The organism is Pedobacter cryoconitis (assembly GCF_001590605.1).
Taxonomy (GTDB): Bacteria; Bacteroidota; Bacteroidia; order Sphingobacteriales; family Sphingobacteriaceae; genus Pedobacter; species Pedobacter cryoconitis_A.
This window is the reverse complement of record NZ_CP014504.1, coordinates 2,969,849-2,984,114: the sequence shown is the minus strand read 5'-3', so window position 1 is coordinate 2,984,114 and position 14,266 is coordinate 2,969,849. Positions and strand designations below refer to the sequence as shown.

General features: G+C 38.2%; 12 protein-coding genes. 4 read left to right on the top strand and 8 right to left on the bottom strand.

Annotated features, from left to right (window positions below):
- Nucleotides 1–13 precede the first annotated feature (13 nt).
- Genes AY601_RS12375 through rnr form a run of 3 tightly spaced genes read right to left on the bottom strand, consistent with a single transcriptional unit; the run spans nucleotide 14 to nucleotide 4,288 of the window.
- Entirely contained in the window at nucleotides 14–982 is a 969-nt protein-coding gene (locus tag AY601_RS12375; RefSeq protein ID WP_068401377.1) for a polyprenyl synthetase family protein, read from the bottom strand.
- Entirely contained in the window at nucleotides 982–2,148 is a 1,167-nt protein-coding gene (locus tag AY601_RS12370) for a carboxypeptidase-like regulatory domain-containing protein (protein ID WP_068401374.1), read from the bottom strand. The genes AY601_RS12375 and AY601_RS12370 overlap by 1 nt, the downstream gene beginning before the upstream one ends.
- A 7-nt stretch (nucleotides 2,149–2,155) precedes the next feature.
- A complete protein-coding gene (gene rnr, locus AY601_RS12365; protein ID WP_068401370.1) occupies nucleotides 2,156–4,288 on the bottom strand; it encodes a ribonuclease R in 2,133 nt (710 codons plus the stop codon).
- 193 nt (nucleotides 4,289–4,481) lie between these two features.
- Between rnr and AY601_RS12360 the strand changes: the two genes are divergently transcribed.
- Entirely contained in the window at nucleotides 4,482–5,372 is an 891-nt protein-coding gene (locus tag AY601_RS12360; RefSeq protein WP_068401368.1) for a mechanosensitive ion channel family protein, read from the top strand.
- Here the strand turns inward: AY601_RS12360 and AY601_RS12355 are convergent.
- A complete protein-coding gene (locus AY601_RS12355; RefSeq protein ID WP_068401366.1) occupies nucleotides 5,355–7,073 on the bottom strand; it encodes an ABC transporter ATP-binding protein in 1,719 nt (572 codons plus the stop codon). The two genes, AY601_RS12360 and AY601_RS12355, sit on opposite strands and share 18 nt — an antisense overlap.
- Nucleotides 7,074–7,200: 127 nt before the next feature.
- On the opposite strand from AY601_RS12355, the gene AY601_RS12350 reads away from it, so the two are divergent.
- A complete protein-coding gene (locus AY601_RS12350; protein WP_068401363.1) occupies nucleotides 7,201–8,514 on the top strand; it encodes a nicotinamide mononucleotide adenylyltransferase in 1,314 nt (437 codons plus the stop codon).
- A gap of 18 nt (nucleotides 8,515–8,532) precedes the next feature.
- On the opposite strand, the gene AY601_RS12345 is transcribed toward AY601_RS12350, so the two are convergent.
- The 4 genes from AY601_RS12345 to AY601_RS12330 form a co-directional block, all read right to left on the bottom strand.
- Nucleotides 8,533–9,567 carry an LLM class flavin-dependent oxidoreductase gene (locus AY601_RS12345; RefSeq protein WP_068401360.1) on the bottom strand — a complete coding sequence of 345 codons (1,035 nt, stop codon included), beginning with the start codon at nucleotides 9,565–9,567 and terminating at the stop codon, nucleotides 8,533–8,535.
- 89 nt (nucleotides 9,568–9,656) lie between these two features.
- The gene (locus AY601_RS12340) at nucleotides 9,657–10,163 is read right to left on the bottom strand and encodes a hypothetical protein (protein ID WP_198163681.1); all 507 of its coding nucleotides are present in this window, start codon (nucleotides 10,161–10,163) and stop codon (nucleotides 9,657–9,659) included.
- 81 nt (nucleotides 10,164–10,244) lie between these two features.
- On the bottom strand, nucleotides 10,245–10,691 hold the full coding sequence (locus AY601_RS12335) for a GNAT family N-acetyltransferase (RefSeq protein WP_068401356.1): 447 nt from the start codon (nucleotides 10,689–10,691) through the stop codon (nucleotides 10,245–10,247).
- On the bottom strand, nucleotides 10,691–11,182 hold the full coding sequence (locus AY601_RS12330) for a YajQ family cyclic di-GMP-binding protein (RefSeq protein WP_068401353.1): 492 nt from the start codon (nucleotides 11,180–11,182) through the stop codon (nucleotides 10,691–10,693). Before AY601_RS12330 ends, AY601_RS12335 begins: the two co-directional genes overlap by 1 nt.
- 74 nt (nucleotides 11,183–11,256) lie before the next feature.
- Between AY601_RS12330 and AY601_RS12325 the strand changes: the two genes are divergently transcribed.
- Together AY601_RS12325 and ppk1 are read left to right on the top strand one after the other, a co-directional pair.
- Complete coding sequence (locus tag AY601_RS12325; protein WP_068401350.1) at nucleotides 11,257–12,072, top strand: hypothetical protein; 816 nt, start codon at nucleotides 11,257–11,259, stop codon at nucleotides 12,070–12,072.
- 134 nt (nucleotides 12,073–12,206) lie between these two features.
- Complete coding sequence (ppk1, locus tag AY601_RS12320) at nucleotides 12,207–14,264, top strand: polyphosphate kinase 1 (RefSeq protein WP_068401349.1); 2,058 nt, start codon at nucleotides 12,207–12,209, stop codon at nucleotides 14,262–14,264.
- The last annotated feature ends 2 nt before the right edge of the window (nucleotides 14,265–14,266 follow it).

The window sequence follows — 14,266 nt, the reverse complement described above, 5'->3', positions numbered from 1 at the left end:
CCTTAGTTAAGTATTAGTTTTCTCTGTCAATCAATGATTCGGCAAGCTGAATAAGTTCATTTTTTCTAACTGCCTCAATATTAACTTTTTCTAATGCTGTAAAAGCAATATCAAGGCTGCGTTTCATTTCATTAACTGCAAGGTCCCTGATTTTGTATTGGTTATATAAGTTTGTAATAGATTCAATTTTTGCAGGATAATCTATATTTGAATATTGTGATTCCAGCAAAACAAGGTCACTATCCTTTACTAATTCTTTTAATTTAAGCAAAAGAAATGTTTGCTTATTGGAGATAATATCACCGCCAACCTGCTTGCCGAATTTAACCGGATCGCCATAAACGTCAAGGATATCATCCTGCAACTGGAAAGCAATTCCGAAATTCTCACCAAAATCATAAAGGTGTTCTGCATCTTCGTCACTTGCCCCACCTACAATTGCCCCAAGTTTCATTGCCCCACCTACCAATACTGCCGTCTTTAAACGGATCATATTGATATATTCCACAATACTGACGTCAGTTCGCTGCTCAAATTCCATATCGAGTTGCTGACCTTCACAAACTCCCTGTGCAGTCATGTTAAAACAATGCAAAGCATTTTTAAGAATGCTGTTGTCCAGGTTCGTCAAGTGTTTGTTGGCTTCGACCATCATTACATCTCCACTGAGGATTGCATTATTTACGCCCCATTTAATGTGAACGGTGTCCTGTCCTCTTCTTAAAGGTGCATTATCCATAATATCATCATGGATCAGCGTAAAATTATGGAAAGTTTCAATCGCCAATGCTGCTTCTATTGCTTCATTGGCATCGGTATTGAACAATTCACTGGAAAGCAAAAGCAATACCGGTCTGATCCTTTTACCACCAAGGCGCATAATATAACTTATAGGCTCATATAGTTTTGAGGGAATTGCCGGATATTCGATCTTTTTGATCGCTGTTTCAATTAATTGTTGTAACTCAAAAATGGTATGCATTATTTTCTTAATGTGGAGTTTTTTTCTAAAATTTCTATTGCTGCCTGTTCCCTGGCTGTTCTTTTAATTCCTGGATTCTTCTTCCAGAAATCTTCATTATAAGTCATGGCTTTAACCAGGTTACTATCGTTGATGGTTGAACTTACCTCTTCCAGGATATTTTGGTTTATATGCGCATCATCCATCATGTACAAGGTAGAATAAAGGTCCGTATCCTGAACACCAAAACCTAACATCTTTAACCTGTTGGTGGAGTTGAAAACAGCATAGTCCAAAACATTATCTCCTTGTTTGTTCAGCCTGTATTGTGCTATAAATTCCGTTTCCTTGTTTTTGATACTGACCGGCCCATTGCTCTTAAAAAACATGCCTTTAATTACCCCTTCGATTTTAAGGACATTATTGGTGACCGTATTCACATAATAGGCCCCCTCAAATCTTTTCTCCTTCAATTCACGTTTAGGTGTGCAGATAATCTTTGCGATTTCTTCTCCATCCTGCAGGTAAGTGCCTGCAAGTTTAAAAGTATAAAGGGAATCTACTCTTTTTAAAAGTGGTTTTTTATGGAAAGAATTTGCCAGGTAACCAGACAATACGAAAGTAACAAAACTCGTATTGGTATAGGATATTCCTTTTTTACCCTGCAAATGGCGCGCTTCTGTAGGATGCCAGCCAATCAGCCCATAAGGCTTCCATTCTGCATCCATCCAGATCTCATTCAGATAGATTGGCTCGTTAGCTTCATAGGCAATTTGTCTGAGGAAAGCTTTACCAAAATTGGATTTATTGTAAGTCTTTAAAGCTTTATTGGTAACATCCTGCATAATCGCAATTGCCGGATTTCCAACAGACACTTCCTTTAAAGTCATTACCTGCGGATCAAGCTCTATTTTCAATTGCGCATCAGCAGTTTTAACCTCAAAACTACCACCGGCATAGTTTAGGTGAGTAATCAATAAAGTAACCGGTAATGAGGTTACGGTAAGTTCAAACTCACCGTTCCCATTAGTTAAAGTGCTTTTTTGATTTTGCGCTTGTACAGTAGCAAAAACAACAGGGCTACCTGTGTTTTTTTCTACTATAACACCTGAAATTCTTTGCTGTGCCAAAACGCAGATGGAAGAAAATAAGAGTAACAAGAAAAGAACAGTGCCTGATTTATACATGTTCTTTTTAATCCTGTACCAGTGAAAAGTCAATCTGACGTTTAGAAAGGTCTACTCTTTTTACTTTCACTTTGACTTCATCACCCAATTGATATTTCTTTTTCTTGCGCTGGCCTACTATACAGTAGTTTTTCTCGTCCAGTACATAAAAATCATCAGCTATATCTTTCAGTCTGATCATTCCCTCACACTTGTTTTCGATCAGCTCTACATACATTCCCCACTCGGTCACGCCAGAGATAATTCCCATAAAGAGCTTACCTACATTCTCTTCCAGGTATTCTACTTGTTTGTATTTAATAGAAGCACGTTCCGCATCAGCAGCACGTTTTTCCATGGCAGAAGAGTGAGAAGCTGCCGTTTCATATTCATCCTCATTTGCGGAGCGCTCTCCGTTAAGATAAGCAGCCAGCAGGCGATGAACCATCACATCAGGGTAACGGCGGATAGGAGAGGTGAAGTGGGTATAATGATCAAAAGCCAAGCCGTAATGGCTTGTTTTTTTAGTCGTATATACCGCTTTGGCCATCGAACGGATAGCCAGTTGTGTTAATACATTCTGTTCTTTTTTGCCTTCCACATCTTCCATCAGGAAATTCAGTGATTTTGCAATATCCTTATCCGATTTCATGTTGATTTTATAACCAAAACGGGCAGCGAATAAAGCAAAGTTACCCAGGTTTTCCAGGTTTGGAGAATCATGAGAACGGTATACAAAAGTATATTTAGCCTTTCCTTTACCTTTTTTAGCAATAAATTCAGCTACTTTTTTGTTGGCCAGTAACATAAAGTCTTCAATCAGTTTATGGGCATCTTTACGTTCTTTGACGTAAACACCAACTGGTTTTCCTTTTTCATCCAGTCTGAATTTTACTTCAGTACTTTCAAAACTTATCGCACCATTTTTAAACTTCCTGTCTCTTAAAATATAAGCAAGCTCATTCAGCTTCAGGATTTCCTGGGCATAGTCGCCTTCTTTATTTTCTATTACTTCCTGAGCTTCTTCATAACTGAAACGTCTGTCGGAGTGAATCACAGTTCTTCCGAACCATTCCTCTACTACGTTGGCTGCCTCATCTAATTCAAAAACAGCTGCAAAGCAAAGTTTATCTTCATTAGGGCGAAGCGAACAAACACCATTACTTAATCTTTCAGGAAGCATAGGGATTACCCGGTCTACCAGGTAAACAGAAGTAGCTCTGGAATAAGCCTCTTTATCTAAATAGGTTTTAGGTTGCACATAATGCGAAACATCCGCAATGTGTACCCCAACTTCATAATTGCCGTTTGGTAATTTTTTGAAGGAGATCGCATCATCAAAATCTTTTGCATCTGCGGGGTCAATGGTAAAAGTTACCGTATCGCGGAAGTCGCGGCGGTTCTTCAATTCCTCTTCCGTAATCGCTTCTGGAATTTCATTGGCTTCTTTCTCTACTTCAGGAGGGAAAGACAAGGGAAAACCATATTGCGCAAGGATCGCATTCATTTCTGTGTTATTCTCCCCTTGAGTACCCAGGATATTGATAATTTTTCCGATAGGATTTTTTGCACCCTCCGGCCAGTCCGTAATCGCTACCTGTACTTTTTGTCCATTTTTAGCACCATCAAGGTCACTAAGTGGTACAAAAATATCATGCAGCATTTTCTTATCATCTATAGTGACGAATGCAAAACGATCAGATATTTTGATTACGCCTATAAAATCAGTTTTTAAGCGTTGTATAATTTCGACGACTTCGCCTTCATTTTTTCTGCCTCTTTTTTTAGCATAGATATAAACTTTTACTTTATCGCCGTTCAGTGCATTGTGCAGTTTACGGGCCGATACGAATACGTCTTTTTCAAACTCATCATCAGGAACGATAAAAGCTGCGCCATCGGCAGTCATATCTACTTTTCCGGTGATAAAGGTCTTTAAATCTTTAAGCTTGAATTTTCCTTTTTCAGGTTCCGAAAAAACACCTTTTTGTGCCTCTTCTTTCAGGATCTCTAAAATGGTTTCCCTAGCTTCTTCGTCTTTTATGTTGAGTTTGGCTGAAACCTGTTTATAATTCAAGGCTTCATTATTGCTATTCTCTAAAACATCACTGATTAACTGAGTTAAGACGAGTTTTATTTGAGAAGATTTCTTTTTTGCCATAGTATATTTGTCAATATTCCGAAGGTAACACTTTGAAATGATTTATGAAGCCTTAAGGGCTATAAATCCAATATTAAAGGCCATAAAGCGTATCAGGGATTTGTATAATTGCAATTTTTACCGGAGCTTTAGCGGTGATCCAAATTCTGGTCATGGATATTAAAAGAGCAGTAAGAACAGGAGAAAATTTAAAATGATAGAAGAAAAACAACGGAGTACAAGAAGGGAATTTCTGATGATTATCATCAAAACTATCATTCTCTTTGTGCTGGCGTATTTTGAAACTTATCAGCCGGTAATATTTACCGATTTTCCTTTTATAGCGCTGACTGCTCACGCATTTATGGTGTTTCTCGGACCCAGCGTTGCAGTCTCATTTCTGCGCCTGGTTGTCATTTACTGGTATATTAAGAAACATCGCTTTAAGTCCACGATCAAGGATAACTTCATTCTGGGCATTAACAGGATAGTTTCAATTCTGAATACCGTATTTGGAGTAATTGCAATCATGATCTGGATGGGGATCAAACCGCTGGAATTCTTAACCAGTATTACGATTGTAGCGGCAGCTATTGCAGTTACTTTTAAAGATTATATTACCAATATGATTAATGGGTTGATCATTATGTTCTCAGACCGTTTATCATTAGGTGATCATATCCGTGTAAATGATAATGAAGGAAAAATACTGGACATTACCCTGATTAACATGATTCTTCAGAATGAAGATAATGATATGGTTATTATCCCTAACTCTGTGGTATTCAGTTCCGTCATTATTAACCAGTCCAAACAGAATATTAAGAAATTAAGTGTAGAATTTGAAATGGCACTTCAGTTCGGCTATACACCTGATTTTTTAGAAGAGCACTTGTATCAGGCTGTGGATAATTTTAAAGACAATATTGTATCCAGTGGGCTGACTATCAAAACACTGGCTATCAATAAAGATATTGCTAAATTTAAAGCACAGGTATTATTGAATAACTATGATAAGCTGAAAGAAAGAGAAATCAGGAGAGTATTGAATACTGCAATTATAAAGCTCACTGTACCAGAACAGCAACTACCTGGCAAGGCTTAATTTCCCCGGAATCGCAGCAATCAACTTTTGCGTGTAAGCGGTCTGAGGATGTTCATAGATGATTTCCGGAAAATCTTCTTCCTCTATTTTTCCTTTATTCATCACAATCATTCTGTCCGAAAGGTGTTTAACAACTGCAAGGTCATGAGAAATAAAAATATAAGTCAAACCCATTTCCTGCTGTAACCTTCTCAGTAAATTTAACACCTGGGCCTGTACAGAAACATCCAGTGCAGAGACAGATTCGTCACAGATAATCAGTTTAGGCTGAAGTGCAAGCGCACGGGCAATCACGATACGCTGCCGCTGGCCTCCTGAAAATTCATGAGGATAACGGTTAAAATGTTCAGGTTTCAGATCCACTAATTCCAGTAAATGCTGTACATGTGCTTTACGTTCCGCATTACTGTTAAACACACCATGTACCTGCAAAGGTTCCATTAATGCATTTCCTACTGTAAGCTGCGAATTTAAAGAAGAGTAGGGATCTTGAAAAATGAGTTGTATATCTCTTCTCAGTGCACGGAGCTTTTCCTTTTTTAAATGTGTAATATCTTGTCCGTCAAAAATAATTGAGCCGGAAGAAGGCTCAATCAGACGTAAAATAGTTCTGCCGAGCGTAGTTTTACCACAACCTGATTCACCAACCAAACCCAGTGTTTCTCCTGGATAAAGTTTGAAACTAACATCATCTACCGCTTTAACCACCTCTTTAGCAGAACCGAACAAACCATTTCTGACCGGGAACCACGTACAAAGATGATGCACTTTGAGCAGGGGAGGTGTGGCATACAAAACTGCTCTTCTGCTGTCAATTTCCTGTTGCGTATAACTATTTATGGCCAGCAAATGAGCAATCGGCTGATCCGTGCCCTGTTTGAGGAAATCGGCTACGACCGGCAATTTTTTTAAACGGTATAAAGGAGAGGGCCTGCAAGCCAGCAAACCCTTTGTATAGGGATGTTTTGGATTTTTAAAGAGCTGTTCCAGCGATCCTTGTTCTACAATTGTCCCTTTGTACATGACAGCTACATCATCAGCAATTTCACTGATCACTGCCAGATCATGAGAGATGAAAATCATTCCCATATTCCTTTCTTCTTTTATTTTAAGCAATAACTGCAGAATCGTTTGCTGTACCGTTACATCCAATGCAGTGGTAGGCTCATCGGCAATCAGAAATTCAGGGTTGCAACTTAAAGCCATTGCAATCATTACCCTTTGTTTTTGTCCGCCTGAAAGCTGGTGCGGATAGGTATCGAAAACTGTCTCCGGACGGGGCAGTTGTACTTCCTTGAAAAGTTCAATTGTTTTTTCTTTTGCAGCTTGTTTACTCAGACTTTGGTGGAGCATAATTGCTTCCTGAACCTGGTTGCCACAAGTGAAAACAGGATTCAGAGAGGTCATGGGTTCCTGAAAAATCATGGCAATTTTATTGCCCCTATAAGTATTCATTTCCTTATCGGATAAGGAAAGCAGGCTGATTTCATTAAAAAGAATGTCTCCACTAATTTTAGTGTACAACGGATCATGTAAACGCATAATCGCGAAAGAGGTCACAGACTTTCCAGAGCCGGACTCGCCGACTATCCCTAAAACCCGTCCTCTTTCAGCTTTGAAACTGATCTGGTTAACTGCGGTTTGCCAGGAGCGGTCTTCCTGATTAAAAAACTGGATATTCAGATCAATTACGTTTAACATCAGCGGGACAAGATAGAAAATTATCCCTCAAATTAAGAAGCGGTTTAAAATTCATCTAAATAAGCTTTAAACAATTTTATCATCTAAATTTAATCTCCTTCTTCGCATTTTCTGCTATTTTTGCAGAATGGAAAGAGAAATTCTTGATACCAAGCGTAAAGCCCTGAATATTAATCTAAACTCTGATATTTACGGGACTTTTGCTGAGATCGGGGCGGGACAGGAAGTAGCACGCAATTTTTTTACTGCAGGTGCGGCTTCGGGAACAGTGGCCAAAACTATGTCTGCCTATGATATGACTTTTAGTGATGCGATCTACGGGGTCGAAGAAACCGGAAGATACGTAAGTCAATCCAGGCTGACTAAAATGCTGAACCATGAATTTGGTTTATTGACAGAAAGATTGTACGGTGAAAAATATGAAACCAGGAGTTTCTTCGCTTTTGCAGATACAGTAACTACCCTGAACTATAATAAATCCAATGATCCGCATGGATGGATCGGAATCAAGTTTCAGACTGAACCAGGAGGAGAACCAAATGAAATCTTTTTTCATGTACGTTTACTGGATACTGATGCTGCATTACAACAGAATGTATTAGGTATAATCGGGGTTAACCTGGTTTACGCAGCCTTTTACTATCATACTGATCCTAAAAGAATGGTTGAATCACTCGCAGATAACCTGACTGTAGGTTCTGTAGAGATAGATTTGATCTCTGTAAGTGGTCCGGCTTTTAAAAACATAAATAATATCCTGCTGAATCTTTACCTGATTGTAAAGGATTTCTCAGATGCAGCTATTTTTGATTCTCTGGGAAACCCATGTTTGCCTAAAGATCTTTTGTATAAAAAAGATATTATGATTTTGCGGACAAAATATGCGCAGAAATCATTGCCTAACTTTAGTATGTTCAATAAAGCTGTAGATCAGTTTAAAAGAACAGAAGATGTGAAAAAAGATAATCTGAGTGTTTTAATTGAGGTCTTGTTGTCGAATGTTTTAACAGCCGATGAAGAAATTCCTGAGAATATTGACCTGGAAGCAGTAGCACTAAGGGCTGAAGAGCTTTGTAAAACGGGTAATCTCGTGATCGTTTCCAATTTTGCAAGGCATAACAAACTGGCCAAATATCTGGACAGATGTAAACCAAAAAGCGTAGGTATTTCAACGAATATCAATAACCTGAAGTTTGTATTCAATTCTTCAAATTTTGGAGAGAACTATTCCAGTATGCTATTGAGTTATGTAAGTGATATGTTTACCAAAAATGTGAAACTGTTTGCTTATCCTTTCCTGGATAAAAAATCAAATAAAGTAATTACGACTGTAAATATGCCGGTGACGCCAGAAGCAAAACCACTCTTTGACTTCCTGATCCTGAATGGATATATTACAGATATCAAAGAATATAGTGAAACAGATGTGAAGACCGTTTAAGGTCTTCACAATGCCTGCTTATTTTTTCAATGCTTCACGAACTTTCGGAGCGATCTTGGTTCCGAAAATTTCGATAGACTTCATCATATCTTTGTGTGCAGGCGCACCAACATCCATATGTGCTGCAAATCGTGTCAGACCAAACATCTCCTGTGCATATAAAATCTTGTCAATTGCTGCTTCAGCATCGCCTACAAATAATGCTCCCTCTCTTTGTCTGCCATAATCAAACTGGTATTTAGTATATGGCGACCATCCGCGTGATTTCCCTATTCTGTCCATTTGTGCGGCATACAATGGATAATAGTTAGCAGCTACCTCATCCCCGTCATCCCCAAAGAATGCATGTGCATGTATACCTACCTGGAATTTAGCCATATCATGACCAGCCTTTTGGTATTCTTCCCTGTATAAGTTAAATAAAGGTTTAAACTGGCTAGGAGATCCACCAATAATAGCGATCATTAAAGGCAACCCCAGTTGACCAGCTCTGATCACAGACTCCGGAGTACCACCTACAGCGATCCAGATTGGTAAATTGTTATCTACTGCTCTTGGCAATACCTGTTGCTTAACCAGTTCTGGTCTGAACCTTCCTTTCCAGGTAATACTTTCTTCTTTATTTATTTTTAACAATAAGTCTAACTTCTCTGTAAACAATTCATTGTAATCCTTCAGGTTATTTCCAAATAAAGGGAACGATTCAATGAAACTTCCGCGACCAGCCATTAATTCAGCACGGCCATTTGATAATAAATCAACCATCGCAAAATTTTGGTACAACTTGACCGGATCAGCAGAACTTAATACACTTACTGCACTGCCTAGTTTGATATTTTTGGTTACCACAGCCGCTGCTGCCAGTAAAATTTCAGGACTTGAAACTGCAAAATCCGGACGGTGATGTTCTCCGATACCGAAATAATCCATTCCCAGTTCGTCCATTAATTTGATCTCTTCAATAATCTCGCCCAGTCTTTGCTGGGCAGGTTGAAATTTATTTGTTATTGGATCAACACGTAAATCCCCGAACATACTAATACCTAATTCCATAATTCCCTTGTTTTAATCTGATACAAAGTTAAGCGGGAAACTAAAACTTCCCGTTAACCTATGATAAGTAATGTTTTCTGATTGATTTTTTACTCGCAGGCTCTAGCTAAATCCACTAAAAGTGTTTTATCGAACGCAGCAGGCATTAAAGAATCTTGTGCTACATTATATTCAAATAGCTGTTTCTTTGCAGGATCAAAAGTGAAACTTGCGATTAAGGGAGCATGGTCAGGATAGTTTTCATGAATACTATAATCATAAGTTTCGGAGTAATTTGTGGCACTATCTATTTTGGAATACGGGCTTCCTTCATAAGAGATATAGAATGAAGTACCGCCATTTTTGATAATCCTTTCTTTCAATCCATTCGTTAAACTTTGGTAACGAGGCGATGTAGTCAGTATCAAATAGGCAATCTGACTGCAGGTTTTTGTGGAAACAGGTTTTACTGTATCCAGTTTGCGAGTTTTCGGTTGTGCAACTTCTGCTTTGACTAAAGTGTCGTTGTTAAACTTCTCTTTTTTGGGCTGCTGTGTACAGGAAGCAGTAAATAACAGACCTGCAAGCGCTAAACTATGGAACCGGATTATTTTCATATCCTGCAAAAGTAATATCATTTGTCAGTTCAGCAACGATGGAATTCATCCGGCTGGCAAATGCAATAAAAAGCAGGGAGACTAATCTTCCTGCTTTTTGTAAATGTCTTTGACCGTAACCGCCATTATATTTTCCGGCGATTCCAGTGGCTCAAAACCATATTGACTGTAAAGACTATGTGCATCTCTGGTTGCCAGCATGTATCTTCTTAAGCCCTGGAGATCAGGATGAAAAAGCATAAGCGACATTAATTTTTTCGAAAGTCCCATACCCCGGAACTCTTCCTCTACATACACATCTGCCAGATAAGCAAATGTAGCACGGTCAGTAATCCATCTTGCAAACCCTATTTGACGGGTTTCCTTATAGATTCCAAAGCAAAGAGAGTTTTCAATAGATTTAGTCACCGTTTGTAATGGAATCCCTTCAGCCCAATAAGATTGGGTACTCAGGAAAAGATGGACTGCAGCAGCATCGATTTTGCCTTTGTCATCCGAAAAAATAAAGCCGTTATCAGCAATTTCCATTAGTTACGCATATTGATGTATTGAAGCGGCTGTCCGAAATCTTCACCTTTACAAAGCGAGATTACCTTTTGAAGGTCATCAATGTTTTTGCTTTGTACACGCAATTGATCGTCCATTACAGAAGCCTGAACTTTAAGCCCGCTTGCTTTGATTTTTGCAACTATCTTTTTAGCGACATCTTTGTCGATCCCTTCTTTGATAGAAACTTCTTTTCTGATCATATTACCAGAAGCATACTGTTCCTTTCCAAAGTCAAGACTTTTAGGGTCCAGATTTTGTTTCACCATACGGGAGATAATTGAATCCTCAATTGCTTTCAGGCGCATGTCATCTTCAGTAACAATGGTGATCACATTTGTTTTCTTGTCATGATCAATAGTACTCTGAGAGGTAGAGAAATCATAACGGTTAAGAATCTCTTTTTTTGCGTTGTTCATTGCATTATCCAATGTCTGCGCGTCAACTTTACTTACGATATCGAAAGTGGGCATGATTATAGCTTTAGTATAAAAAATATATTAGATTTAGATATTAATTATTTAACGTTCTTGCTAAAAAAAATATTATGAAAACCAATAAATCAAAAGTGCAAAAAAATAATGCTAAAAAAGCAGTTAAAAAAGAATTGGAGCAGACTCTTTCGCAAAAATTCTTTGAAGCAGTTTCTCATTTGGGTCATGATGCCGAAAAAATTGGTGAAGAATTAGCACAAGCTGCGAAATCTGTTGCGAGTAAATTAGCTAAGAGATTTGTTGCTGTAAAAGCAGAAGCCACTAAGAAAACCAAGCCAACTAAAAAGGAAATAGCAAAGACTGCGAAAAAACTTAAAAAAGTAACTGCAAAAGGTGCTAAAAAGGTTGAAAAAGAAGTTAAGAAAGCAGTTTCGAGCATAAAACCATCAGTGAACAGCATTAAAGTTCCGGTGATTGCCAGTGAAGAAAAGGCAGCTACGTTAATTGCAAAGCCTGTTAAAAAAGCAGCAGCAACTGTGGGAAAATCTGCTTCAGCAGTTAAAAAGGCAATTCCTGCAGTGAAAAATAAAGTAAAAAAAGAAACTGCGGCAGTTAAAAAAGAAGCTACAGCATTGAAAAAAGAAACGGCTGGAGTCAAAGATAAAACGATTACTGCTGTTCAAAATGGAGCGCATACAAAACCTGCCTCGCAAGTTGTAAAACGTGTAAGTAAAACAACTACAGCAGCAACTGGCGCAGCTAAAAAAGTTGCAACTACAGCAGCAGCTAAAACTGCTCCAGTAAAGAAAGCAGTCGTTAAACGCCTTCCTGCTAAACCTGCTGCAACCGCCGCTAAAACTACACCAACGGCTGTTAAACCTGTGGTGACTTCAGAAAAAACGGAAGAGAAGACTACAGATGAAAGTTAATTCAATAGTAGTTTGACGTTAATTTAATCGCGTTTTTCCGTAGATTAATGCTCGAATAATTAACATTGAATTAACAATAGAATTCGCAGTTTTGAGCATCCGGTCCCACCAGGGATTTTTTGATACTAACCCCCATGACAAAGAAGAAGGTCCCATTTTTAAATAGAGAACTCAGCTGGTTATATTTCAATGAACGGGTTTTACAGGAGGCAACAGATGAAACTGTTCCGCTGATTGAAAGAATTAAATTTCTGTCTATTTTCTCTTCTAACCTGGAAGAATTTTACCGGGTGCGTGTAGCTACAATGACCAGGTTGTCTAATTTAAACGACAAGGCCAAAGAACTTTTAGGATTTAATCCTAAAAAAGTGCTGAACGAGATTAAGAATATCGTCGTTAAACAGGAGCGTAAATTTGAACAATTATTTCAGGCTACGCTGATCAATGAACTTGCACAGAACAGGATTTTTATCCTGAATGATACGCAACTCAATGTGGCCAGGGGAGAGTTCGTAAAAGAGCACTTCCGGGATAAAATACTTTCCAACCTGGTACCGATCATGATTGATATGGAAAAACCTTTTCCAGAACTCAAAGACCGGTACCTGTACTTTTTTGTAAGGCTTAAAAAGAAAACCGGCAAAAAAGATGAAAAGTATGCATTGATAGAATTACCTCCCGATTTGCCAAGGTTCCTGGTCCTGCCGGAAACCAACGGATTAAAATTTATTATTCTTGCTGAGGATATTATCAAATATTGTCTGGATGACATCTTTTACGTATTCAAATACGATGAAATGGATGCCTATTCCATACAACTGACCAGAGACGCAGAACTGGATATAGATAAAAATGTAAGCGATAAGTTTATTGATGAATTAAAAACCAGCCTTGATAAACGTAAAAAAGGTAAACCAATGCGTTTACTTTATGATACAGAAATGCCGTTTGATATGCTCGGTGTGCTGGTTGCTAAAATGAAACTGGAAGCAGAAAGTCTGATTCCAGGAAACCGTTACCATAAATTTGGTGATTTCATTCGCTTTCCTAATGTAGGAGATAAAAGCCTTGAATATCCTGCAAATATACCCCTGAAGGTATTTGGTTTACACCGTACCCAAAGTATCTTTAACAAACTTGCAGAAAGAGACTACCTGGTTAATTTACCTTATCAATCTTACGATTACATCATTCTTTTTCTTCGTGAAGCAGCAATTGATCCTAAAGTTACGGCAATAAATATCACACTATACCGTCTTGCAGAGAATTCAAGAGTCATTAATGCTTTAATTAATGCGGCAAAAAATGGTAAAAAGGTAAACTGTCTGGTTGAACTTAAAGCACGCTTCGATGAAAGAGCAAATATTTTCTGGACCAACAGGCTGGAAGAAGAAGGTGTTCATGTAAACTATGGGCTGACTGATTACAAGGTCCATTCTAAAATCTGCCTGGTTACCCGGATAGAAAAAGGCCGTCCAGTTTATTATGCGAATCTTGCAACTGGTAATTTCAATGAGAAAACTGCTAAACTCTATTGTGACCATAGTATTTTTACAGCTAAAAAAGAGATCACGCATGATTTAATTAAGCTCTTTGCAGCCTTAAACAAGCGCACTGTAGCAACAGGATTTAAGTACCTGATCGTTTCTCCCCTGGAATCGAGAACTAAGTTTTATACTTTGATAGACCGGGAAATTAAGATTGCGAAATCTGGTAAACCTGCTTATCTTATTTTTAAGGTAAACAGTTTGGCTGATGAAGGGATCGTGGAGAAACTTTATGACGCAAGTAATGCTGGCGTAAAGATTAAATTAATTGTACGCGGTATCTGCTGCCTGGTTCCGGGAGTCAAAGATTTCAGTGAAAATATTACAGTCATCAGTATCATTGATAAGTTTTTAGAACATGCGCGTGTTTTTATTTTTGGGAACAACGGTAAAGAAGAAATGTTCCTTTCTTCAGGTGATTTAATGAGCCGCAATTTTGAGCACCGTGTAGAAGTTGGTTTTCCTGTGCTGGATGAAGACGTTAAACAGGAAATCAGGGATATTATTGATTTTCAGTTACAGGATAACGTAAAAGCGAGAGATATTACCCGGTTGAATAACAATAAATACCATAAAAACCGGCTTAGCACTAAGGTGAGAGCACAGGTTCAAACTTATAATTACTTAAAAAACAAACACCAGTAGAA

Excerpts from the sequence above, each read along its gene's own strand:
- AY601_RS12375 (WP_068401377.1), bottom strand. The coding sequence starts at position 982 with ATGCATACCATTTTTGAGTTACAACAATTAATTGAAACAGCGATCAAA.
- AY601_RS12370 (WP_068401374.1), bottom strand. The coding sequence starts at position 2,148 with ATGTATAAATCAGGCACTGTTCTTTTCTTGTTACTCTTATTTTCTTCC.
- rnr (WP_068401370.1), bottom strand. The coding sequence starts at position 4,288 with ATGGCAAAAAAGAAATCTTCTCAAATAAAACTCGTCTTAACTCAGTTA.
- AY601_RS12360 (WP_068401368.1), top strand. The coding sequence starts at position 4,482 with ATGATAGAAGAAAAACAACGGAGTACAAGAAGGGAATTTCTGATGATT.
- AY601_RS12355 (WP_068401366.1), bottom strand. The coding sequence starts at position 7,073 with ATGTTAAACGTAATTGATCTGAATATCCAGTTTTTTAATCAGGAAGAC.
- AY601_RS12350 (WP_068401363.1), top strand. The coding sequence starts at position 7,201 with ATGGAAAGAGAAATTCTTGATACCAAGCGTAAAGCCCTGAATATTAAT.
- AY601_RS12345 (WP_068401360.1), bottom strand. The coding sequence starts at position 9,567 with ATGGAATTAGGTATTAGTATGTTCGGGGATTTACGTGTTGATCCAATA.
- AY601_RS12340 (WP_198163681.1), bottom strand. The coding sequence starts at position 10,163 with ATGAAAATAATCCGGTTCCATAGTTTAGCGCTTGCAGGTCTGTTATTT.
- AY601_RS12335 (WP_068401356.1), bottom strand. The coding sequence starts at position 10,691 with ATGGAAATTGCTGATAACGGCTTTATTTTTTCGGATGACAAAGGCAAA.
- AY601_RS12330 (WP_068401353.1), bottom strand. The coding sequence starts at position 11,182 with ATGCCCACTTTCGATATCGTAAGTAAAGTTGACGCGCAGACATTGGAT.
- AY601_RS12325 (WP_068401350.1), top strand. The coding sequence starts at position 11,257 with ATGAAAACCAATAAATCAAAAGTGCAAAAAAATAATGCTAAAAAAGCA.
- ppk1 (WP_068401349.1), top strand. The coding sequence starts at position 12,207 with ATGACAAAGAAGAAGGTCCCATTTTTAAATAGAGAACTCAGCTGGTTA.